Genomic DNA, 21,211 nt, shown 5'->3' on the forward strand with positions numbered 1-21,211 from the left:
CATGACCGTGAGGAGCTACGTCGGGGACCGCTGGCAGGGCCCGGGCGGCGCGACGACCACCCTGCTGGACGCGTCGACGGCCGAGCCGGTCGCCGTCGTGGGCGCCGACGCGATCGACATGGTGCCCGTGCTCGACCACGCGCGGTCGGTCGGCGGACCCGCGCTGCGCGAGCTGACGTTCCACGAGCGAGCCTTCGCGCTCAAGAACCTCGCGCTCCACCTCAACGAGCGGCGCGCCGAGCTCTACCCCGTCTCGGCATGGACGGGCGCGACGCGGCGGGACTCGCTCGTCGACGTCGACGGCGGCATCGGCGTGCTCTTCAGCTACGCGGGCAAGGGCCGGCGCGAGCTGCCCAACGCCCGCGTCGTCGTCGACGGCGCGACGGAGCGCCTGGGCAAGGCCGGGCAGTTCGTCGGCCAGCACGTGCACACGTCGCGCCGCGGCGTCGCGCTGCAGGTCAACGCGTTCAACTTCCCCGTGTGGGGCATGCTCGAGAAGTTCGCGCCGGCCTTCCTCGCGGGGGTGCCGACCGTGGTCAAGCCCGCGACGCAGACGGCGTACCTCACGGCCGCGGTCGTCGAGCAGATCGCCGCGTCGGGCCTGCTGCCGCCCGGGAGCCTCCAGCTCGTCGTCGGCGGCAGCCGCGGGCTGCTCGACCTGCTCGACGAGCAGGACACGGTCGCCTTCACCGGCTCGGCCGCGACCGCGGCCCTGCTGCGCGGGCACCGCGCCGTGCAGCACGGCGGCGTGCGGTTCAGCTCGGAGGCGGACTCGCTCAACCTCTCGGTGCTCGGGCGCGACGTCGAGCCCGGCAGCCCCGAGCTCGACCTCTACGTGCGGCAGGTCGTCACCGAGCTGACGTCCAAGGCGGGGCAGAAGTGCACCGCGATCCGGCGCGCGCTGGTGCCCGAGCCCCTCGTCCCGCACGTCGTGGCGGCCCTCGAGGCGCGCATCGCGGACAAGGTCCGCGTCGGCCACCCCGCGGCCGAGGGCGTGACCATGGGCGCGCTCGCGGGCCTCGGCCAGCGCGACGACGTCCGCGCGAACCTCGACCGCCTGGCCCGGGGCGCCGAGCGCGTCGTCGGCGACCCGGACGCGTTCGACGTCGTCGGCGCGGACGCCGAGCGCGGCGCGTTCCTGCCACCCGTCGTCCTGTGGGCGAAGGACGCGAGCCGGCCGGAGCCGCACGAGGTCGAGGTGTTCGGTCCCGTGTGCACGGTCATCGGCTACCGGGACACCGCGCACGCGGTCGACCTCGCGGCGCGCGGCCGCGGGAGCCTCGTCGGCTCGGTCGTCTCGGCCGACCCCGACGTCGTCCGCGAGCTCGTGCTCGGCGTCGCGCCGTGGCACGGGCGCCTGCTCGTGCTCGACCAGGACTCGGCGCCCGAGTCGACCGGCCACGGCTCGCCGCTCCCCCAGCTCGTCCACGGCGGCCCAGGGCGCGCGGGCGGCGGCGAGGAGCTCGGCGGCATCCGCTCGGTGCTCCACTTCATGCAGCGGACCGCGCTCCAGGGCTCGCCGAGGGCGCTCGCCGCGATCACCGGGACGTGGGTCACGGGCGCGCCGCGCACGACCGAGGGCACGCACCCGTTCCGGAAGCCGCTCGCCGAGCTGCGCGTCGGGGACGCGGTGGTCGGCGGCCCGCGCACCGTGACCCTCGACGACGTCGACCGCTTCGCCGACCTCTCGGGCGACCGGTTCTACGCGCACACCGACGAGGAGGCCGCGGCGGCGAACCCGTTCTTCGAGGGGCGGGTCGCGCACGGCTACTTCGTGGTGTCCCTCGCGGCCGGGCTCTTCGTGTCCCCCGAGCCCGGGCCGGTGCTCGCCAACTACGGGCTCGAGCGACTGCGCTTCCTCGAGCCGGTGTACCCGGGCGACGCGCTCACCGTGACTCTCACGGCCAAGGCGATCTCGCCGCGGGTCGACGCCGACTACGGCGAGGTCGTGTGGGACGCCGAGGTCGTCAACCAGGACGGCACCCCGGTCGCGACGTACGACGTGCTGACCCTCGTGGCGAAGGAGTGGCCGCGATGAGCGCCGACGGGACGACCGGCGACGTCGGCGTGCGCCGCACCGTCGAGGACGTCGCCGACGGCGGTGGCACGGTCGCCGAGGTGGTCCTCGACCGGCCCGCGCGGCTCAACACGCTCGACCCCGCGGCGCTCGCCGCCCTGCGCGAGGCCTTGGAGGACCTGGCGGCGTCGGCGCAGGAGCGGGGCCTGCGCGGCGTCCTGCTCCGGGGCGAGGGACGCGCGTTCTGCGCCGGGCGCGACATCAGCGGCGTCGACCCGGCGACCGACGACGCCGAGGCGTTCCTGCGCGACCTCGTGCACCCCGTGCTCGCGGCGGTGCGGTCCGTCCCCGTGCCCGTCGTCGCAGCCGTCCAGGGGGCCGCGCTGGGCATCGGCCTGGGCCTCGCGGCGAGCGCCGACATCGTCTACGCCGCCCGGAGCGCGAGGGTCGGTTCGCCGTTCGCGCGCATCGGCGCCGTGCTGGACTCGGGCGGCCACGCGCTGCTCGTCGACCGCCTGGGCCCGCACCGCGCGATGGACCTCATCGTCACGGGCGAGCTGCTCGACGGCGAGGAGGCCGCGCGCGTGGGGCTCGTGAGCCGCGTCGTGCCGGACGAGGACCTGCTGGCCCGCGCGCGCGAGGTGCTCGCGGTGCTCGCGGCGGGACCGACGCAGTCCTTCGTCCAGTCCAAGCACCTCGTCGCGCGGCTCCAGGCGCGCCGCGGCCAGGACGGCGAGCTCCTCGAGGCCGAGGCCCGGGCGCAGGGCGCGGCCGCGGCGACCAGCGACTACGCCGAGGGCTTCACCGCGTTCCAGCAGAAGCGGCCGCCGCGCTTCACGGGCCGCTGACGACCGCCTGCCCGGGCCCGCCGCGCCGCAGGCGTGCGACGGTCTTGAGCGCCGCGAGGCACAGCAGCACGACGCCGATGGCGAGCACCGGCCACGGCGTGAGGACGGCGAGCCCCACGGCCACGGCCGCCGCCGGGAGGACGACGCGGCCGAGACCCGCGTCCGGGCGCCGCGCGTAGAGCGCGAGCGTGCTGAGCAGGAAGATCGCGACGGGGACGGCGACGGACGCCCCTGCGGCTACGTCCCCGATCTCGCCGTGGTGGGTCGCGTGCTCGATCGCGACGGCGAGGCCGGCTCCCACGGCCGCGACGGAGGCGAAGATCAGCAGGTGCAGGTAGGACCACGTGAACGACTGCCGCAGCGTCCTCAGGTCGTCGTCCGGCCGTTCGAAGTAGACCCACCACAGCGCGAAGAGGATGAGCAGCCCACCGACGACGACGGGGGCGAGCTCGCGGCCGGCGTCCCCGTCGCTCAGCGCGGCCTGGATCGCGCGCGAGGCGGCGAGGACGGACTCCCCGAGCACGATCATCATGAACAGCCCGTACCGCTCGCGGATGTGGTTCGGGTGCCAGGGGGTGCGGGAGCCGTACTCGCTCCAGATCGGCACCACGAGCTCCCCGACGGCGAGCGTGAGCCAGACCGGGACCCACCAGGAGTCCGGGAGCAGCAGCGCCACGAGCCAGCCGACCTGGACCGCCGAGAGGCCGACGACGAACCGCAACGCCCCCGCGCGCCGCCTCGCACCGGAACGGGCGACGCGGAGCCACTGGAGGACGAGCGCGACGCGCATCACGGCGTAGCCGAGCACGGCGAGCCGGAAGTCGAAGTCCTCGAACACCGCGGGCACGCCGGCCGCGAAGACCAGCGCGCCCGTCATCGTCAGGAACACGGCGAGCCGGTAGACGACGTCGTCGTTGTCGTAGGCCGACGCGAACCAGGTGAAGTTCACCCACGCCCAGTAGATGGCGAAGAACACGAGCGCGAAGCTCAGCACCGCCTCGGCCGCGTGCCCCTCGGCGACGCCGTGGTGCAGACCCTCGGACGCCAGCGCGACCGCCACGACGAAGACGAGGTCGAAGAAGAGCTCGAGCGGCGTCGCCGCGCGGTGCGCCTCCGACGGGTCCCGCCCCGAGAGCGGCGCGGTCACCCGTGGCCGCACGTGCCCGACCAGGCTCTCCTGACTCATCGCGCCACCTCGCTCGCCCGCGGACCGTCGACGTCGCGAGGGTAGGCGATCAAGGGCCGCTCGGGGAGGGCCGGCCGCGATCCCCTGGACGCGCACCCGTCGACGGGTCTTGCATGGGGGTGGGCCGCGCACGGCCGGCCGGACAGGAGATCAGGGCGATGGGGCTCGACACCGGTACCGACGCGACCAGCACCATGGACGCCGCCACCCCCGTCTCGGCGCGCTCACGCGCGGCGGCCGAGGGGACCGCCCGGCTCGAGGCGCTCATCGCGTCGTCGGGCACGTTCGAGGCGGCCGACCCGGACGCGGCGGTCTTCACGTTCGGCAACCCGCACGAGATGCCGCTCCAGGGCCTCGTCGACGCGCTGCGCCGCAGCGCCGAGCCGCGGTCCGTCGACTGGTTCGCCTACAAGGCGAGCGACGAGGCGCCGCGCGCGTTCCTCGCGGGGTCGCTGAGCCGCGAGCTGGGCCTCGCGTTCGAGCCCGAGGACGTCCTGCTCACGGCGGGCGCGTTCGGCGCGATCGCGGTCGCGTTCCACCTGCTCACGGACCCGGGCGACGAGGTCGTCATCCCCCGGCCCGGCTGGTTCCTCTACGACCCGATCCTGCGCCAGGCCGGCGTCGTGCCGGTCGAGGCGCCCCTGGACCCGGTGACGTGGGACCTCGACCTCGACGCGATCGACGCGGCCATCACGACCCGGACGCGCGCCGTCGTCGTCAACAGCCCGCACAACCCGACGGGCAGGGTGTACCCGCCGGCGATGTGGGACGCGCTCACCGAGGTGCTCGAGCGCGCGTCGGAGCGGATCCGCCGGCGGATCTACCTGCTGTCGGACGAGCCGTACCGCCGCATCCGCTTCGACGGCATCGGGTTCTCCAGCCCCGCGGCGCACTACCCGTGGACGCTCATCGACTACTCGTACGGCAAGGTCCTGCTCGCGCCCGGGCAGCGGCTCGGCTACCTCGCGCTGTCGCCGCTCATGCCCGAGCGCGAGCGGCACGCGCTGCGGGCCGGCGCGTTCCCGGTCCAGGCGTCGCTCGGCTGGGCGTTCCCCGAGGCGGTCATGCAGCACGCGGTCGAGGCGCTCGAGCCGCTGACCATCGACGTCGCCGAGCTCCAGGCCAAGCGCGACCTGCTCCACGACGCCCTCACGGGGTGGGGCTACGACCTCGTGCGGCCCGAGGGCACGTTCTACCTCTGGGGCGCCGCGCCGGGCGGCGACGCCGAGGCGTTCGCGGCCTGGCTGCGGCAGCGGTCGGTGCACGTCATGGCGGGGACGATCTTCGGTCAGCCGCGGCACATCCGCCTGTGCCTCACCGCGACGCGCGACATGATCACGCGCGCCCTCCCGGCCCTCGAGGAGGCGGCGTCGGCGCCGTGGCGCTGACTTCTGGACCGGACCCGGGTCGCGGCACGCACACGGTTCCAGGACGCCGACGACGCCGGTGCGAGCGTCCGGACGGCCTAGCCTCAGGGCATGGACCGCGCCCGCGACGTCGTCGAGGTGCACCTCGACGAGGGCGACGCGGACCTCGCACCCGCCGCCACGACCCCGCGGCGGACCGTGGGCCGGCGCCTCGCCGTGGCCGCCGTCGCCGTCGCCGCGCTCGCTGCGGGCGCGGCGAGCGTGGCCGAGCACGCCCGCGACCGCGCACGCGCGGCGGAGCTCGCGGCGATCGAGGGCCTGGTGCCCGCCCTCGACCAGGCGCCGGTCGAGAGCTGGCGCGCCGACGCGTCCTGGGTGACCGCACAGGTCGGCGACTCGCTCCTGGTGAGCGGCGACGGTGGGGCGTCGTCCGCGCTCGACGCCGAGACCGGCGCCGTGCTGTGGACGTCCGCCGAGTCCGGGCCCTCGTCCTGGGCGCAGTCGTGCACGCCGCTCGAGGCCGACCCGACCGCCCACGTCGCACCGCGCCTCATCAGCCCGGTGGAGGTCTGGATCGCCGGGACGTGGCTCGCGGCCCCGGCCGGTCCGCTGGTGTGCGCGTGGGTCGACGGCGCCGGCACCACGACGGTCGCCCTCGTCGACCCCGCGACGGGACGCCGTGACGTCGCCGTCGAGCTGCCCGGCTCCTACGTCCACCACCAGGTGCGCGACGGCGACGTCGCCGTGGCCACGGCGAACGGCGACGCCGTCGAGGTGACGCGCTGGGACCCCGCCACGGGCACGGTCCGCTGGCAGGTCTCGATGGCCGCGGTCCTCGGCGCGTCGGACGGCTGGGCGACCTGGTTCGACGCGACGACCGGCACGCTCACCGTCTCCGGGGAACGCACCGTCACCATCTCCCTGGACACCGGCGAGGAGGTCGCACCGGTCGACCCGTCGGCGTTCGGCCCCCCGTCCCTGGATCCCGTGACGCGGCAGCTCCCCGACGGCAGCACCCTCACGTGGGAGCCGTCCTCCGACGGCGCGTTCCCCTTCGGCAGCGGCGAGGTGACGGGCCCCGACGGCCGGACGCGGTTCGCGCTGCCCGGCCCGCCGGTCCTGCCCGCGCTCACCGACGGGTCGGTGCCCGACGTCGTCGTCGTCCAGGCGTCGCCGCTGACGACGGTCGGCCTCGACGTCCGGACCGGGGAGGAGCGGTGGACCGCGGACGGGCTCGAGGCCGCGGGCGTCGTGCAGATGGACGGCACGCTCGTCGTGCGCGACTCCGTCGAGGTGCGGGCGCTCGACGTGCGCACGGGCGAGGAGCGATGGACCGCAGGGGCACCGAGGACGCCCGTCACCGCGGGTCAGACCGACGGCCGGATCGTCCTGCTCGGCGCGCGCGAGGACGGGCAGACGCGCCTCGTCGCCCGCCGCATCGCCGACGGCGAGACGGTGTGGTCGGTGCCGCTCCCCGAGGGCACCTGGACCGTCCAGCGCCTCGGCCCGGCCGGTCTGATCGCGCTGGGCGGCAAGGAGATCGCGCGCCTCGACGTCCCGACGGCGGGCTGAGGGACTCTGACGAGATCGATGACGACCGGCACCGACACACACACACCATGGCGACCTGCAGCCGCGCACCGTTTCTCCACCGTGCTGGCGCGCAACCACTGCTGACGGTGCCCTGTGGGGCGGTCGCCGGCGCCCTCAGACGGTCAGGTCGACGAACTCGTAGATGGAGGGGTCGGACTGGGCGTCGATGCGCGGCTGGAGCTTGTCGCGGAGCTCCTGCGGGGTTGCACACGCACCGAGCGGTCCGGTGCGCAGCTCCTGCGGGAGGTAGGCGCCGTAGTGGGTGGCCTTGAGATCGTCGTCGTCCCAGTCGCCGTAGGTGCCGGTCTGGAAGATGAAGACGACCTTCTTTCCTGCGGCCTCGGCGCGCTCGAACGCGCTCTTGAGGACCTCGATCTGGTCGTCCATCGTCTCCCGGTCCGGGGGCGCGACGGGTCCGAGACCGCTGGCGCGGGCCTCGTCGATGACGACCTGCGGGGTCGGTGCCTTCGGGTCGATGACGAGCTGGGTGCCGTCATTCGTGATGTACACCCCCAGACCTGCCGTGTCGGCCGCGACGGCCTCCTCGTGGCTGGTGATCGTCGCGCCGACGCCAGGGATCGGGTCAGGGTTGGCGGTCACCGGGGGTGCGGTGACCTCCACGGGCGCTGCGGTGCTCGCCGGCCTCGTCTCGCTGTCTGCGACGGGACTGCACGCCGCGAGCGCCACGGTGATCGTCGCGGCGGCGGTCAGGGCGAGAGCTCGTCTCATACTGCCCCTATCGGCCAAGGGGTGCCCGATCCCCGGGACACCCGGCCCAGGAGTTCCGCACGTGGCTGCGCTATGCGGCCTGCATCTCCTGTGTGCGCCGCCGAAGCCGAGGACGCCGACGTCGCCGATCCATCACCGACGCCGCCGTCAGGGGATGGCGGCGTACCGGTCACTGATCGGGACCAGGATGTACTCCGCGCGGTCGAGGACTCGCCCGTCCACGGTGTACGGCCCGGCCAGGGCTGCCTCCCGGTTCGGGAGGTAGCTGCCAGCCTGGTAGCCCGAGTTGTCCAGCTCGCGGACCGAACCGAACCGGCTCAAGCCGAAGACCTTCCAGAACCACCCGACAAAGTGCCCCCCGCTGACTCCGCCCACGTTGTCGGAGTACCCGGGCATGATTGACACGGCGTACTTGTCGCTCTGCTCGAGGTAGAGCTCCCACCCCTCCGCAGCCACGAAGCCGGCCTCTGCCGCGGGCGGCTGTCCCGGCGTGTCCGTGCCGATCCGGACCGGGGCCGTCTCGGTCCCCTGGAACAGCACCCCGTCGAGGACCTGGCTGAACTCGTCGGCGACCAGCTCGGGCGTGGCCTGCGGTGCGGGGGTCGTCGACTCGACCTCCACGGGCTCCGATGCCGTCGGCGTCTCGCTCCACGGCGCCGGCCCACCAGGGGAGCTGGGTGTGCACGCGGCCAGCGTGACTGAAGCGAGCACGGCGACGAAGGCGGTCTTGATGGTGGGGCGCTGCATGATGGTCCTATCGGCGAACGGGCGCGTAGGCGCCAGGACTGTTGGCCCTCCGCTGGCCCGCCAGCTCACGCTACGGGGCGCGCTCGCCTCTGTGACCTGCGCGCAGAGACAGGCCGTCGCTCGTAGGAGGGCGAGGCGACGCCCTAGGGCGACTCGTGGGTACGCCGTCGTCACCACCCGTCGCAGCAGTGCGCCACGGTGACGCGCCCACCGACGACGAAGGCCCCGACCGTGACGGTCGGGGCCTTCGATCTGTCCTGCTCGCGTGCGCCCGGAGGGATTCGAACCCCCAACCTTCTGATCCGTAGTCAGATGCTCTATCCGTTGAGCTACGGGCGCGTGGCACAGGGCCGCGCACGAGGATACATGCCCGCGCGGGCTGGTCCCAATCCGGGGCTTCTCGCGCCGCCCGCGCTGACGTACGCTCCTCTTCCCAACCCGGTCGGGACGAGCCCTCGTCGTCGACGTCGTGCGGTGGCACCACCCTCACGACCCGACCGGAGCACCCATGTCGCTGACCCTCGACGCACCCCTCCCCGAGGGCCCCGCCGTCCTCCGCGCGCCCGTCGTCGGCGCACCCGAGCCGCTCCCCCTGCCCCAGCCCGGGTGGGGGGTGCCCGAGGCCCTCGCGGCGCTCGCCGAGGCCCGCCTCGCCGTCGCCGTCCCGGCCGCCGAGCCGGTCGTCGTCAGCGCGCTGAGCACGGTCGTCCTGCGCTGCGGGGACCGCGCGGTCAAGGTCTACCCGCCCGGCACCGACCCCGCCCACCTCGCCCGGACCGCGACCGCGCTCGCGGGCAGCGCGAGCGCCCTGCTGGCCGAGGCCGGCCCGGTGGTCACGTCGACCGGCGTCGTCACCGTCCTGCCGTGGCTGGCCGACCCGACGCCCGTCACGTGGGCGGAGACCGGCGCGGTCCTGCGCCGCTTCCACGCCGAGCACGACGACGCCGACGTCGCGCCCTGGGAGCCGCTCCGCCGCCTCGAGACGCAGGCCGTCGACCTGCCCGACGAGGCAGCGACCGTGCTGCTCGCCGCGCGGGACGCGCTGCGCGAGGCGCTCGCGGCGCTCCGCTCGCCGCTCGGCGTCGGCGTCGTGCACGGGGACCTGTCCCCCTCGAACGTCATGCGCGGCCCGGACGGTCCCGTGCTCATCGATCTCGACTGGGTCGCGCGCGCGCCGCGCGAGTACGACCTCGGCAGCGCCGCCCGCCGGCGCGACGCGGGCGAGCTCGACGCCGCGACGTACCTCGCGTTCTGCCGCGCGTACGGCGCGGACGTGCGCGGGTGGGACGGCCGGGTCGTGCTCGACCGGGTCGCCGCGCTCGGCGGCGTCGCGTTCCGGCTGTGGGACGACCGCCGTCAGGGCCGCACGCTCGACTGGCTCGACGACGCCGTCGCGGAGTGGCACACGCCGCTCTGACGAGCAGCACCCACTGGCGCTCAGGTGAGGTCGGGCGCCGGGAGGCCGCGGAGCCAGGCGGCGAACGTCGCGTTGTTGACCGTGTCCCGCCGGTGCGCCTGCACGTGCGCGACGGCGTCCGCGCCGCTGAGCCCGAGCACCTCGCGCACGACGAGCGAGACGAGCAGGCCCGACCGGTTGCGCCCGAAGGTGCAGTGCACGAGCGCGCGGTGCCCGTCCCGCAGGAGGCCGGCGACGAGGTCGGCGAGGCGCAGCACGAGCCCCTCGTCCGGCAGCTCGCCCGCGTCGACCAGCGGGACCTTGAGGTACAGCAGGCCCTCGGTCGCCCCGACGGGCGGGTAGGTGTCGGCGTCGGACAGGTCGACGACGACGCTCAGCCCGGTCGCGCGGACCCAGTCGTAGTCGACCGGGACCCCGCCCTGCCACAGCCGGCCGGGGACGATCTCGCTCGGCGGGTCGGCGGGCGCGACGCCCGGCAGCTCCACGACGTCGGTCGTCAGCGCGGTCGACGCCTGCGGCGCCTCCCCGGGCGCCCGCGCGGGCTCGGCGGGCTCACGCGCCTGATCGGGGACGCTCTGCTCGGAGACGACGTGCACGGGGGCGTCCTGGTCGGGGACGGCGTGCGCGCGGTGGGCGGTGGTGGTCACCCCGGGACGCTAACCCCGGCGCGCGACGGCGGCATGGCGAGGAGGTGTCGCGCGGGCGTCCGCGCGGTGGCGCGGCCGGGCCGCCCGCTGCCCTACGCTCGCGCGTCATGGACGAGTTCCTCGGCGGGGTCCGCCTGCTCCTGCGCGGCTGGGGCTTCTGGCGTCGGCGGCCGTCGACGATGGCGTGGGGCATGGTCCCGGCAGCCGTCGCGGGCGCGATCGTCCTGGTCGCGATGGTCGTGCTCGTGCTCAACCTCGACCGCGTCGGCGATGCGCTCACCGGCTTCGCGGACGCCTGGCCGGACCCGTGGCCGCAGGTGGTCGCGCTCGCGGCGCAGGTCGTCGTCCTGGCCGCCGCGGTCGTGCTCGTCGTCGTGACCTTCACCGGGCTGACGCTCGCAATCGGCGAGCCCTTCTACGACCGCATCTGGCGCGCGACCGAGCAGGCCGAGACCGGCGCGGTCCCCACGGGCGACACGGGGTTCTGGCGCGGCGCGGTCGACGGCCTCGCGATGGTGGCCCGCGGCCTGGTCGTCGCCCTCGTCGCCGGGCTGCTCGGTCTCGTCCCCGTGGTGGGCGGCGCGCTGGGCTGGCTCGCGGGCCTGGTCCTCACCGGGTGGGTGCTCGCGCACGAGCTCACGACGCGCGCGCTCGTCTCGCGCGGCATCGACCGCCGCGAGCGCAACCGCCTGCTCCGCGCCCACCGCCTGCGCGCGGTGGGCTTCGGCGCCGCGACCCAGCTGTGCTTCCTCGTGCCCGGCGGGGCGGTGGCGACGATGCCCGCCGCGATCGTGGGCTCCACGCTCCTCGCGCACAGCCTGCTCGGGCCCGACCGGCCCGCCGCGGGCGTGGCCGTCAGCGGAACCTGAACCAGTTGACGTTGACGAAGTCCTGCCCCGAGCCGGTGACGAAGCGCAGGTAGACGGTGTGCGTGCCGGTCGTCGCGCTGATCGCGGCCGGGACGGTGCGCCAGCTCTGCCAGCCACCGGTGCTCCCCACCGAGAAGCTCCCGATCACGGGGGTGGTGAGGTTGTCGAGCCGGACCTCGACGATCCCGCTCACGCCCGCGCCGGCGCCGGAGGCGACGCGCGCGTCGAAGGTCCGCAGGCCGGTGCTGCCGAAGTCGACGCCGTCGAAGCGCAGCCAGTCGCCGTTGCCGATCGCGCCGATGTTCTGGCCGCCGCCGGCATCCGTCGTCGTCTCGGTGACGGTGCCGGACTGCGCGCTGAACCGCTCGGCCTGGATGGTCGACGTCGCGCTCACGGTGCCGGTGCCGCCGCCCGTCCCGCCCGGGACGGTGCCGCCCGGCGTCGACCACGTCTGCGCCGCGTTGCCGAAGCAGTCCCAGATCTGGATCCGGTTGCCGTCCCGTGCCGTGCCGCTCGGGTTGTCGAGGCAGCGGCCCGAGACCGGGTTGCGCCACGCGGTGCCCGACCGCTCCCAGCGCTGGTTCGCCTGGCCGTTGCCGCAGTCCCAGAGGAGGAGCTTGCTGCCGTTGGCGGTGCCCCACGCGTCGATGTCGAGGCACTTGCCGAAAGCGCGCAGCGTGCCGTCCGACCACGCGGTCCAGCTCTGCGCGGCGGTGCCGTTGCACTCCCAGAGCTGGACGGCGGTACCGCTCGCGGTGCTCCCGCCCGCCACGTCGAGGCACGTGCCGGCCGCGGCCGAGCGGATGGGTCCGGTCGCGCCGGGCGTCGGCCCCGTGCCGCCGCCGCCCCGGGTCGAGATCTGGATCCAGTCGACGAGCATCGGCCGGCCGGAGACGGTCGAGGCGTTCGGACCGCCGCCGAACGCGTCGGGGAAGCCGCCGCCGATCGCGACGTTGAAGATCGGGAAGAAGCCGTGGTGGATGGCGTTCGCCCACGTCGTGGCGTCCATCTGGTTCGCCGAGATCGTGAAGTAGTTCGACCCGTCGCGGTAGAAGCGCACCTGCTCGGGGCTCACGCTGCGGTCGATCTCGGCGGCGTAGGTGTGGAAGCCCGTGCTGCAGCCCGGGCACGCCCGCTCGCCCGAGCCGATGCCGGTGAACTCGTTGCACGGCCCTCCGGGCGCCGTCCCGCAGTGCATCGCGGCGAAGTGGCTCGGCCTGCCGTTGATGTTCTCGAGGATGTCGATCTCACCGATGCGCGGCCACGTGGTGGCCGCGTTCGTCCGCGCCTCGGCGCCGAGCATCCAGAACGCGGGCCAGTAGCCCGCGCCGTTCGCCGTCGTGACGTCGGGCTGCTGGATCGACGCCTCGACGCGCAGCACCCCGCCCACCGGGGCGGCGAAGTCCGTGCGCTGCGTCTCGATGCGGCCGGACGTCCAGCCGCCGTTCGCGTCCCGGATCGGCGTGATCGCCAGGCGTCCGGCGCCGTCGTGGTAGACGTTCGCCGTGCTGTCGGTCATGTACTCGATCTCGCCGGTGCCCCAGTTGGCGGCGCCGCCGGGGTAGCCGTGGCCGATGTCGTAGAGCCAGCGCGAGCGGTCGAGGCCCGTGCCGGCCGGGGCCGAGAAGTCGTCGCTGAACACGGTGGTGAAGCCGCTCGGCGGCGGGGGCACGGCGGCCTGCGCGGGCGCGACGGCGGTGAGCAGGGAGAGCGGGACCGCCGCCGCGGCGGCCGCCGCCACGAGCACAGCGGTCCGCAGACGACGAGCGACGCTGCTCGGACGGGAGGGGTGCATGGGCGTTCCTTCGTCTCTCGGGAGCCACGGCGCACGTGACGGACACGTGTCACCACCGAGGACGTTCCTACTCCGAGCGACGGCGGGGGTCTGCAGTGGATTCCCCGTAGCCCCGCGACGGGCAGCGGAGACGGCGACGCCCCGGCGCGACGAGCGGGCCGGGGCGGTGCGGGGATCGAGCGCGCCGGCGAACCGGCGACGAGCGGAGACGGTGGGATTTGAACCCACGGAAGGGTTGCCCCTTCACGACCTTAGCAGGGTCGCGCACTAGACCTGACTATGCGACGTCTCCAGTGTGCAGGTCAGGGTACCCGGGCGGACGGAGCAGGGGCAAAGCGGGCCGTGACCTGCGCGGGGACCGACCGGGCGCGCCTCGGGAGGTCCGCCGTCAACGCTCGAACGCCCACGCGCGGTCGGTGAGCACGCGACCCACCGCGAGCCCGATGGCGATCGAGACGACGACGAAGACCGCCTGCACGCCGGACGTCACCGCGGCGTCGACGTCGCCGTTGTTGAGCCCCACGACGGCCCGGTACACGGCCGCGCCGGGCACCATGATGACGACCGCCGGCACCGACACCGTGATCCGGGGGATCTTGAGGGCCGGCGCGACCCACGCCGCCAGCAGCCCCACGACGAGCGTCGCCAGCATCGTCGCGGCCTGCATCGCGACGCCGAGGTCCGCGAGCTCGAGCCGCAGCACGTTGGCGACCGCGCCGATCGCCGTCGCGCCCAGCGCCATCCGGAGCGGCGAGTTGAAGAGGAGGGCGAACCCGAGCACCCCGAGCGCGCTCGCGAGGGTGCGGAGCGCGAGCTCGACCCAGAAGGGCGCGGCGGCCGCGGGCGTCGGCGCGGTGTCCAGCCCGGTCATCCACGTCACGCCCCACACGCTGATCGCGGCGGACAGGAGGATGAGCATCGCGTAGGTGATGCGCGCGACGCCGGCCGAGAAGTCGAGCTTGGCGAGGTCGAGCGCGCCCGTGACGAGCGCGAACCCGGGCACGAGGAAGAGCACCGCGGAGATGAACCCGGCCTCGTGCGTCGAGCCGCTCCCCGAGGCGACGTCGAGCGCGAGCACGAAGCCGAGGTAGGCGAAGCACGCGACCGCCGCCGCGACCATCGTCACGCCGAACTGGTTGAGCCGGCGGTGCAGCATGGTGCGCCGCACGAGCTGCCCGAGCCCCGCGGCGAGGAAGACGCCGACCACCTCGACCGGGCCGCCGTTGTTGAGGTAGGCGAACGCGCCGCACGCGACCGCCGCGAAGAGCGCGTTGGCGAGCGCCGGGTAGAGCGGGCCGATCGCCTCGATCCGGTCGAGCTCGCGGTTGACCTCGTCGACGGTCACGCCGGGCCGCACGCCGTTCGCGAGGTTCGTCAGCTCGCCGAGCCGGTGGGCGTTGACGCCCACGGCGCGGACCTCCGCGACCTCCGTGCGGAAGATGGCCCCGCGGTGCGACGTCGCCGTGATCTCGGTGAGGGTCACGTGCGCCTCGTGCCGGTCGAGGCCGAACGCCCGCGCGACCTGCTGCATCGCGGTCTTGACGCGGTAGCTGCCGGTGCCGGACGCGAGCATCGCCTTGCCGATGCGCAGCACCGCGCCGGACTGCCGGATGAGCTCGACGGGCTCGAGCGCGTCCTCGTCACGGTGGTGCGCGCGCGCGGCGCTGGTGGGAGCGGCGGGCTCGTGGGGCTGGTCCGGCTGGTCGGGCACGGCTCCATCCTCCCCGGTCGTCCGGGCGGCGGGGCGGGACCCCGCCGGTGGCGGCGCGCCGCCCGCCGGTCGTCGGAGCCCTAGGAGCCGAACGGGATGGGGATCGGCCCGCAGCAGCAGACGCCGCGGACGCCGGTCTGCGTCAGCATCGTCGCCGCGCGGTAGCAGGCGGCGAAGCGCAGGACCGTCGGCACCGCGCCACGGACCACGCCGCGCCGCCGGACGACGTCGCGCACGTCCGCCGAGCACGACCGTCCGCCGTGAGCGACGAGGTGCGCGCAGGTGTAGCCCTTCCGGGGCGACAGGCGTCGCTGGTAGGTGACGATGGCCGCGTCGACGACCCGCGCGAGAGGGCTCATCCCCGGACGCTAGCCCCGGGCGGTCATGGGCGCGCGACGAGGGGCGCCCGCTCGTCCAGCGCGTCCGCCGGCATCAGCTCGCGGCGGTCCACGACGTGCCACAGCTCGACCGTCTGGACGACCCAGAAGGCCGCGAACTCGACGATGAGCAGCGCCTCGGCGACGACGACCGCGTGGTCCCACTCGCGCGCGACGACGAACCGGAGCAGCCCGATCGCCGCGAGGGTCGCGAGCATGGCGGCCGCGACGACCCCGTACGTCCGCGCGTACGCGCGCCGCTCGCGCGCGCGGCCCGCCTGCCGCGCGTTGAGCACGACCACGCCGATGACGCCCAGGAACATCGTGGGCGCGGCGATGTTGTGCCCCGACGTGAGCAGGCGGTCGGGCTCGGTGAAGAACACGAGCACTCCGACCGCGATGACGAGCCAGCCCACGGCGCGCACCCACGCCGCCGCCCGACTCGGCTCGGGCGTCACCGCGCCGCGGCGCACGAGCACGACGTACGTCACCTGCGCGACGACGCCCGCGACGACGAGGGCGAGCAGGTTGTTGCGGACGCCCTCGGCGGCGAGGTACTCGGGCGGCAGGCTCGGGCCGCCGCAGATCGGCTCGCGGCCGGTGGGCACCAGCGCGACGACGAACGCGAGGAAGCCGGAGAAGTCGAGGACCGCGTCCTCGACGGGCGAGCTGCCCTTGTAGACCAGCAGGCAGACGCCGACGCCGCACAGGACGGCGACGAACACGCTGTGGACGGCGGTCCAGTAGTAGGCGCTGATCGACGTCTGCCAGCAGCCTGCGGCGACGGCCTGCGTCACGAGCGCCGCCGCGAGGAGGACGACGAGCAGGACGATCGCGAGCCGGATGGACCGGTAGGTGTCCAGCACCGTGCGGCTGTGGTCGTACCCCGTGGGCGTGCCGACGTGGCTCACGCTCGCACTCTCCTCCCACCGTCGGGGCTACGGGAAGGGGCACGACCGCCCTGGCCCGGCACGTGCCGGGGACGGCCGGAGGGCCGGACGTCGCCGTCCGGCCCTCCGGATCCTGTCGTCGTCCGCCGTCAGGCGGGCGCCACCGCCACCCTCGTCACTGCGCGAGCCCCGCGCTCACCGCGCGGATCAGCTCGCCGTCCGGGGTGTCGCCGGACAGCTCCCAGAAGAAGGCGCCCGCGAGGCCCTGCTGCTGGGCGTAGTCCATCTTCCCCGCGATCGTCTGCGGGGTGTCGTAGCTCCACCACTGGCCGCCGCAGAACGCGTAGGCCGTGCCGCCGACCGTGCCGGTCGCCGGGCAGCGGGACCTGAGGACCTCGTAGTCCTCGATCCCCTGCTCGTACGTGCCGGGCGCCGGGCCCGACGCCGAGCCGCCGGGCGCCGCCTGGGTGACGCCCTGCCAGCCGCGGCCGTAGAAGCCGATGCCGAGCAGCAGCTTGTCCGACGGGACGCCCAGGCTGCGGAGCTTGGAGATCGCCGTCGACGAGTCGAAGCCCTGCGTCGGGATGCCCGGGTAGGACGTGAGCGCCGAGTGGGGCGCCGTCGGGCCGTCCGCGTCGAAGGCGCCGAAGAAGTCGTACGTCATCGGCATGTAGAAGTCGACGTACTGCGCGGCGCCCGCGTAGTTCGCCGCCTCGATCTTGCCGCCGCTCGTCCCGTCGGCCGTGATGGCCGCCGTCACGAGCGCGTCCTGGCCGAACTCGGTGCGCAGCGCGCGCATGAGGTCCGGGAAGGCCTCCCGGCCGCTCGCGTCGCACGTGAGGCCGCACGCGTTGGGGTACTCCCAGTCGATGTCGATGCCGTCGAACACGTCGGCCCAGCGCGGGTCCTCGACGAGGTCGTGGCACGACGCCGCGAACGCCGCCGGGTCCTGCGCGGCCTGCGTGAAGCCGCCCGACCACGTCCAGCCGCCGAACGACCAGATCACCTTGAGGTCCGGGTGCAGCGCCTTGAGCTCGCGCAGCTGGTTGAAGTTGCCGCGCAGCGGCTGGTCCCACGTGTCCGCGACGCCGTCGACGCTCTGCGCCGCGGTGAACGCCTTGTCGTGGTCGGCGTAGGAGTCGCCGATGGTGCAGCGGCCGTTCTGGACGTTGCCGAACGCGTACATGATGTGCGTCAGCCGGTCGGCCGAGCCCGAGGTCTCGATGTCCTTGACCTGGTAGTTGCGCGCGTAGGTGCCCCACTGCGCGAAGTACCCGACGACGTACTCACCGGGCTCCGACGGGTTCGGGTCGGGGTCGGGGTCGGGGTCGGGGTCGGGATCCGGGTCGGGGTCCGGGTCCGGGTCGACGGCGCACGCGCCCAGGTCGGACCACACGCCCGAGCCGCCCGTGCTGGGCGCCTCGCCTTGCGTCCACCAGCGAGCCTGCCACTCGCGCCCCTGGTGGGAGACGCGCGCACCGCCCGTGTAGACGGCCGACGCCGCCCACGCGACGGCGGTGCACCCGCCCGGCTGCGGGTCCGGGTCGGGGTCGGGGCTCGTCGAGCACGTGCCGAGGTCGGCCCACACGCCCGAGCCTCCGGTGCTGGGCGCCTCGCCCTGCGTCCACCACCTCGCGTTCCACAGGTGACCGCCGTGGGTCACCTGGGTGCCACCCGTGTAGACGGCGCCGGCGGACCACGCCGGGGCGGTACACGCGACGGCTGCGACGACGGCCCTGGCGGGCCCCGCGGGGACCGGTGCGCTCGCGGCGCCGGTGGCCGGCACCACCATCGACGCGCCCAGCGCAGCGGCCACGACGGCCGCTCGGAATCGCTTCATCGAGACTCTCCTCTGGTCGGACGGGTCGCCGTGCGGCTCTCGCGCTCGGCGCCCCCTCAGGCGTGGGCCGGCACCGCGTCCGCGCGACGGGCCTCACCGTAGGAAGGGACGCGCACCGCTGTACCTCGGGGATCCCTCGTACCGCCCGGTCCCGGCGCCCGGGTCCCGTGCCACGGCCGGCCCCGCTAGGGGGAATCCCGTAGCCGGTCCCGGGTCAGACGGCGCGCTCGGCGCGCGTGACGAGCAGGGCGAGCTCGGTGCGCGACCCGACGCCGAGCTTGCGGAAGATGCTCGTGAGGTGGACCTCGACCGTCCGCTCCGACAGGCCGAGGTGACGGGCCGCGAGCCGGTTGGAGGCGCCGTCGGCGATGACGTGGGCGACCTCGCACTCGCGCTCGGTCAGGGCGTCCGCCCAGGCCGGGTCGGGCCCGGGCCGCGCGCCGACGAGGCGTGGGGCCGCGGCGCCCGCCACCCGCAGGGGCGCACGAGGCGCCGCGGCCCGCGCGACGAGGCGCTCCGCGAGCCGCGCGACGGCGCCCGCACCCGCGCCCTCGAGCAGCCCCGCGGCCGCGCGCAGGTGGTCGACGCCCTCCGCGGCGCGTCCGGCGCGGACCAGCGCCTGCCCCGCGACGAGCCGCGTGAGCCCGTGCTCGACGGGGCTCGCGAGCGAGCGGCCGAGCGCGAGCGCCACGGCGAGCGCCCGGTCGAGCGCGCCCCGCGCGACGTCGAGCCGCGCCCACGCCGTCGGGACCAGGGCGGTCACGAGGTCCGTGTCGCCCGCACCCGTCGCCGCGCTCGGGGCCGCGTCGCCCGGGACGTCACCGGCCGCCGTCGTCGGCGTGAGGAGGCAGGCCTCGTCGGGCCGGAGGGTGGGCAGCGGCAGCGCGGCCGGGCACGAGCGTTCGGCGCAGAGCTCGAACAGGGTCGCCGCGCCGGGCGCCTCGCCCTGGAGCAGGAGGGCGAACGCCCGGTCGGTGAGCAGGCCGGTGCGGACCGCGGGGCTCTGCGGCAGGGGCACGAGACGCTCGAGCGCGTCGGCGAGCACGCCGCGCTCGCCGTGCGCGAGCACCGACGCCCGGCCCGCCACGACGGCGGCCGCGCCGTGCACGCACAGCCCGACGGGCAGCCGCAGCGACGCCCGGGTGAGCACCGCCAGCGCGCCCGGCGGGTTGCCCGCCCAGGTCTCGACGAGCGCCTCGCCGAGGCGCACGTGGGCCTCGACGAGCGGCGTGAGGGCGCGGGCGTCCTCCTCGGCGGACGCCGAGGACCACGCGCGGTCGCCGGGCAGCGGCGCCAGCGCCGCGAGCACCGCGGCGACCGCCCCGCGGGCGGCGTCGACCTGCCCCTCGGCGGCGAGCGCGGCGGCGCGCAGCACGCCGACCATGGCGGCGCGCACGGGGTCGCCGTCGGCGGGCGAAGGCAGGACGGGCGGCACGCGTCCCGCGAGCAGCGTGACGGTCGCCTCGGCGAGCGCCCGCACGCCGGGGTCGGGCGCCGGGCCCCGGGCGGGCGCGGCGTCGGGGCTGTCGGGCGGCGGCTCCGCGTCGCCGCGCGCGGCGTGCAGGACGCGCGCGACGAGCCGGGACCACGCCGACCCGTCCCGGTCGACCAGCTCGCGCGGCACCTGGCCCGTGAGGTGGCTCACCGCGACGAGCAGGCCCGTGCGGACGTCGTCGGCGGCCTCGGGCGGGCACGTCCGCAGGGCCTCGCGCAGCAGGTCGGCGGCCTCGGCGACGTGGCCCGCGTGCAGCGCCGCGCGGCCCGCGACGGCGACCGCACGAGGTCGCGCGGCTCCCTCGGCGTGGCTCATGGCCTCGTGCGCGACGCGCTGGGCCCACACCGCGTCGCCGCGCGCGAGCATCCGTCCGGCGACCGCGACGAGGGGCTCGGCGACGTCGGGCTCGCCCGCGAGGCACGCGAGGGCGCGGTGCCACGTCGCCGCGTCCTCGTCGCCGTCGGCCTCGTGGACGGCGGCGAGGCGGCGGTGGACGGCGGTGCGCTCGGCGACGCTCGCGTCGTCGTGGACGACGGACCGGACGCGCGGGTCGCGGACGCGCACCCGGCCCGCCACGAGGTCGAGGCACGCCACGGCCCCGCCCCCCAGCAGCGCGTCGAGGTCGATCCCGGCGGCCCTCAGGAGCACGTCGGTGCGCCCGGCGACGGACACCGCCGCGACGAGCAGGACGCGCCGGTCGCCGTCGGCCAGGGCCTCGAGCACGGGAGCCACGGCGCGGCGCACCGCGGGCGCGGCCGGCAGGGGGTCGGGCACGAGCGCGAGGCCGGCGAGCTGCTCGGCGGTGAGCAACCGCGCCGTCTCGACGACCGCGTCGGGCTCCCCCGCGAGCGAGATGACCAGCAGCTCGGCGACGTGCGGGGCGACGTGCGTGAGGCCGTGCTCCGCGAGGTGGGTCAGCGCCTCGAGGGCGTCGAGCGGTCGTGCGCGGTCCCCGGCCGAGACCGCGCGCGGAACCACAGCCACCGGGACCCCCTCGTCGGTGCCGCGCGACCGGTGGCGAGCCACCGCGCCGCGACCCTGCGCTGCCGACCCTAGCGAGCGTCACCCGCCGCGAGAACCCCTCGGGTGACACGAGTCACCGGTGGTCGCGCGACCATCGCGCGTCACCGGCCGAGGGCGCTCAGTCGACCTCGACGACGAGCTCGATCTCGACCGGGGCGTCCAGCGGGAGGACCGCAACCCCCACGGCGCTGCGCGCGTGCGCGCCGGCCGCGCCCAGGACGTCGCGGAGCAGCTCGCTCGCGCCGTTGACGACGGCGGGTTGACCGGTGAAGCCCGGCTCGCTCGCGACGAACCCCACGAGCTTGACCACGCGCCGGACGCGGTCCAGGCCGCCGACCTCCGCCGCGACCGCGGCGAGCGCGTTGAGCACGCACGTGCGCGCGAGCGCGGCCGCCTCCTCGGGCGGCACGCACCCGGCCGAGGTGCCGACCTTGCCCGTCGCGGCCATCGCGCCGCCGACCAGCGGGAGCTGGCCGGACGTCCAGACCCACGACCCGCTGCGGACGGCGGGCACGTAGGCCGCGACGGGCGCGGGCACGGGCGGCAGGGTGAGGCCGAGGGCGGCGAGCCGTGCGCTCGGCGAGGTCGCGGCCGGCGCGGCCGGGACGGTGGGGGTCGACGTCGTGTCGGTGGTCGTGGCCATGGGGTGCTCCGTGGGCT

Annotated in this window: 17 protein-coding genes and 2 tRNA genes; 6 read left to right on the forward strand and 13 right to left on the reverse strand. The window is 75.5% G+C overall.

What is annotated here, in order from left to right:
• Position 1 precedes the first annotated feature (1 nt).
• Together paaZ and JIG38_RS14240 are read left to right on the forward strand one after the other, a co-directional pair.
• On the forward strand, positions 2-2,038 hold the full coding sequence (gene paaZ, locus JIG38_RS14235; protein WP_199424542.1) for a phenylacetic acid degradation bifunctional protein PaaZ: 2,037 nt from the start codon (positions 2-4) through the stop codon (positions 2,036-2,038).
• Positions 2,035-2,865, forward strand: a complete 831-nt coding sequence (locus JIG38_RS14240; RefSeq protein ID WP_199424488.1) for an enoyl-CoA hydratase/isomerase family protein — start codon at positions 2,035-2,037, stop codon at positions 2,863-2,865. The genes paaZ and JIG38_RS14240 overlap by 4 nt, the downstream gene beginning before the upstream one ends.
• Here the strand turns inward: JIG38_RS14240 and JIG38_RS14245 are convergent.
• Positions 2,852-4,051, reverse strand: a complete 1,200-nt coding sequence (locus JIG38_RS14245; protein ID WP_199424489.1) for a low temperature requirement protein A — start codon at positions 4,049-4,051, stop codon at positions 2,852-2,854. The genes JIG38_RS14240 and JIG38_RS14245 overlap by 14 nt on opposite strands.
• Positions 4,052-4,209: 158 nt before the next feature.
• Here JIG38_RS14245 and JIG38_RS14250 point away from each other — a divergent pair, with 158 nt between their 5' ends.
• The gene (locus JIG38_RS14250) at positions 4,210-5,439 is read left to right on the forward strand and encodes an aminotransferase class I/II-fold pyridoxal phosphate-dependent enzyme (protein ID WP_233405037.1); all 1,230 of its coding nucleotides are present in this window, start codon (positions 4,210-4,212) and stop codon (positions 5,437-5,439) included.
• Between the two features lie 90 nt (positions 5,440-5,529).
• Positions 5,530-6,990: an outer membrane protein assembly factor BamB family protein gene (locus tag JIG38_RS14255; RefSeq protein WP_199424490.1), complete on the forward strand. Its 1,461-nt coding sequence runs from the start codon at positions 5,530-5,532 to the stop codon at positions 6,988-6,990.
• A gap of 135 nt (positions 6,991-7,125) precedes the next feature.
• Here JIG38_RS14255 and JIG38_RS14260 read toward each other — a convergent pair whose 3' ends face one another.
• The 3 genes from JIG38_RS14260 to JIG38_RS14270 all read right to left on the reverse strand — a co-directional run bounded on the left by JIG38_RS14260 (position 7,126) and on the right by JIG38_RS14270 (position 8,826).
• Complete coding sequence (locus JIG38_RS14260) at positions 7,126-7,740, reverse strand: hypothetical protein (protein WP_199424491.1); 615 nt, start codon at positions 7,738-7,740, stop codon at positions 7,126-7,128.
• A 147-nt stretch (positions 7,741-7,887) separates the two neighbouring features.
• Positions 7,888-8,487, reverse strand: a complete 600-nt coding sequence (locus tag JIG38_RS14265; RefSeq protein ID WP_199424492.1) for a hypothetical protein — start codon at positions 8,485-8,487, stop codon at positions 7,888-7,890.
• Positions 8,488-8,753: 266 nt separating this feature from the next.
• Positions 8,754-8,826: transfer RNA gene (locus JIG38_RS14270), tRNA-Arg, on the reverse strand.
• 169 nt (positions 8,827-8,995) lie between these two features.
• On the opposite strand from JIG38_RS14270, the gene JIG38_RS14275 reads away from it, so the two are divergent.
• Complete coding sequence (locus JIG38_RS14275) at positions 8,996-9,904, forward strand: phosphotransferase (RefSeq protein ID WP_199424493.1); 909 nt, start codon at positions 8,996-8,998, stop codon at positions 9,902-9,904.
• A 20-nt stretch (positions 9,905-9,924) separates the two neighbouring features.
• Here the strand turns inward: JIG38_RS14275 and JIG38_RS21095 are convergent, their stop codons facing one another.
• Positions 9,925-10,551 (reverse strand): protein-tyrosine phosphatase family protein, encoded by a 627-nt coding sequence (locus JIG38_RS21095; protein WP_199424494.1) that lies wholly within the window; start codon positions 10,549-10,551, stop codon positions 9,925-9,927.
• Positions 10,552-10,658: 107 nt separating this feature from the next.
• On the opposite strand from JIG38_RS21095, the gene JIG38_RS14285 reads away from it, so the two are divergent.
• The gene (locus tag JIG38_RS14285) at positions 10,659-11,420 is read left to right on the forward strand and encodes an EI24 domain-containing protein (protein WP_199424495.1); all 762 of its coding nucleotides are present in this window, start codon (positions 10,659-10,661) and stop codon (positions 11,418-11,420) included.
• Here the strand turns inward: JIG38_RS14285 and JIG38_RS14290 are convergent.
• From JIG38_RS14290 to JIG38_RS14325, 8 genes are all read right to left on the reverse strand, one after another.
• Positions 11,407-13,215 (reverse strand): carbohydrate-binding protein, encoded by a 1,809-nt coding sequence (locus tag JIG38_RS14290; RefSeq protein WP_233405038.1) that lies wholly within the window; start codon positions 13,213-13,215, stop codon positions 11,407-11,409. The genes JIG38_RS14285 and JIG38_RS14290 overlap by 14 nt on opposite strands.
• Before the next feature lie 203 nt (positions 13,216-13,418).
• Positions 13,419-13,507: transfer RNA gene (locus JIG38_RS14295), tRNA-Ser, on the reverse strand.
• A 96-nt stretch (positions 13,508-13,603) separates the two neighbouring features.
• On the reverse strand, positions 13,604-14,926 hold the full coding sequence (locus JIG38_RS14300; RefSeq protein ID WP_307844945.1) for a threonine/serine exporter family protein: 1,323 nt from the start codon (positions 14,924-14,926) through the stop codon (positions 13,604-13,606).
• Between the two features lie 80 nt (positions 14,927-15,006).
• On the reverse strand, positions 15,007-15,285 hold the full coding sequence (yidD, locus tag JIG38_RS14305; protein WP_199424496.1) for a membrane protein insertion efficiency factor YidD: 279 nt from the start codon (positions 15,283-15,285) through the stop codon (positions 15,007-15,009).
• Between the two features lie 23 nt (positions 15,286-15,308).
• Complete coding sequence (locus JIG38_RS14310) at positions 15,309-16,214, reverse strand: hypothetical protein (protein WP_199424497.1); 906 nt, start codon at positions 16,212-16,214, stop codon at positions 15,309-15,311.
• Positions 16,215-16,368: 154 nt separating this feature from the next.
• Positions 16,369-18,033, reverse strand: coding sequence for a glycosyl hydrolase family 18 protein (locus JIG38_RS14315; protein ID WP_233405039.1), 1,665 nt, complete (start codon positions 18,031-18,033; stop codon positions 16,369-16,371).
• Between the two features lie 214 nt (positions 18,034-18,247).
• Complete coding sequence (locus JIG38_RS21100; protein WP_199424498.1) at positions 18,248-20,512, reverse strand: helix-turn-helix transcriptional regulator; 2,265 nt, start codon at positions 20,510-20,512, stop codon at positions 18,248-18,250.
• Positions 20,513-20,669: 157 nt separating this feature from the next.
• Positions 20,670-21,194: a RidA family protein gene (locus JIG38_RS14325; RefSeq protein WP_199424499.1), complete on the reverse strand. Its 525-nt coding sequence runs from the start codon at positions 21,192-21,194 to the stop codon at positions 20,670-20,672.
• Positions 21,195-21,211: the final 17 nt, after the last annotated feature.

This window comes from Actinotalea solisilvae, from assembly GCF_016464425.1.
Lineage (GTDB): Bacteria > Actinomycetota > Actinomycetes > Actinomycetales > Cellulomonadaceae > Actinotalea > Actinotalea solisilvae.

Excerpts from the sequence above, each read along its gene's own strand:
- JIG38_RS14255 (WP_199424490.1), top strand. The coding sequence starts at position 5,530 with ATGGACCGCGCCCGCGACGTCGTCGAGGTGCACCTCGACGAGGGCGAC.
- JIG38_RS14290 (WP_233405038.1), bottom strand. The coding sequence starts at position 13,215 with ATGCACCCCTCCCGTCCGAGCAGCGTCGCTCGTCGTCTGCGGACCGCT.
- JIG38_RS14325 (WP_199424499.1), bottom strand. The coding sequence starts at position 21,194 with ATGGCCACGACCACCGACACGACGTCGACCCCCACCGTCCCGGCCGCG.
- JIG38_RS14245 (WP_199424489.1), bottom strand. The coding sequence starts at position 4,051 with ATGAGTCAGGAGAGCCTGGTCGGGCACGTGCGGCCACGGGTGACCGCG.
- JIG38_RS14265 (WP_199424492.1), bottom strand. The coding sequence starts at position 8,487 with ATGCAGCGCCCCACCATCAAGACCGCCTTCGTCGCCGTGCTCGCTTCA.
- JIG38_RS14315 (WP_233405039.1), bottom strand. The coding sequence starts at position 18,033 with ATGAAGCGATTCCGAGCGGCCGTCGTGGCCGCTGCGCTGGGCGCGTCG.
- yidD (WP_199424496.1), bottom strand. The coding sequence starts at position 15,285 with ATGAGCCCTCTCGCGCGGGTCGTCGACGCGGCCATCGTCACCTACCAG.
- JIG38_RS14285 (WP_199424495.1), top strand. The coding sequence starts at position 10,659 with ATGGACGAGTTCCTCGGCGGGGTCCGCCTGCTCCTGCGCGGCTGGGGC.
- JIG38_RS14260 (WP_199424491.1), bottom strand. The coding sequence starts at position 7,740 with ATGAGACGAGCTCTCGCCCTGACCGCCGCCGCGACGATCACCGTGGCG.
- JIG38_RS14250 (WP_233405037.1), top strand. The coding sequence starts at position 4,210 with ATGGGGCTCGACACCGGTACCGACGCGACCAGCACCATGGACGCCGCC.
- JIG38_RS14275 (WP_199424493.1), top strand. The coding sequence starts at position 8,996 with ATGTCGCTGACCCTCGACGCACCCCTCCCCGAGGGCCCCGCCGTCCTC.
- JIG38_RS14240 (WP_199424488.1), top strand. The coding sequence starts at position 2,035 with ATGAGCGCCGACGGGACGACCGGCGACGTCGGCGTGCGCCGCACCGTC.
- paaZ (WP_199424542.1), top strand. The coding sequence starts at position 2 with ATGACCGTGAGGAGCTACGTCGGGGACCGCTGGCAGGGCCCGGGCGGC.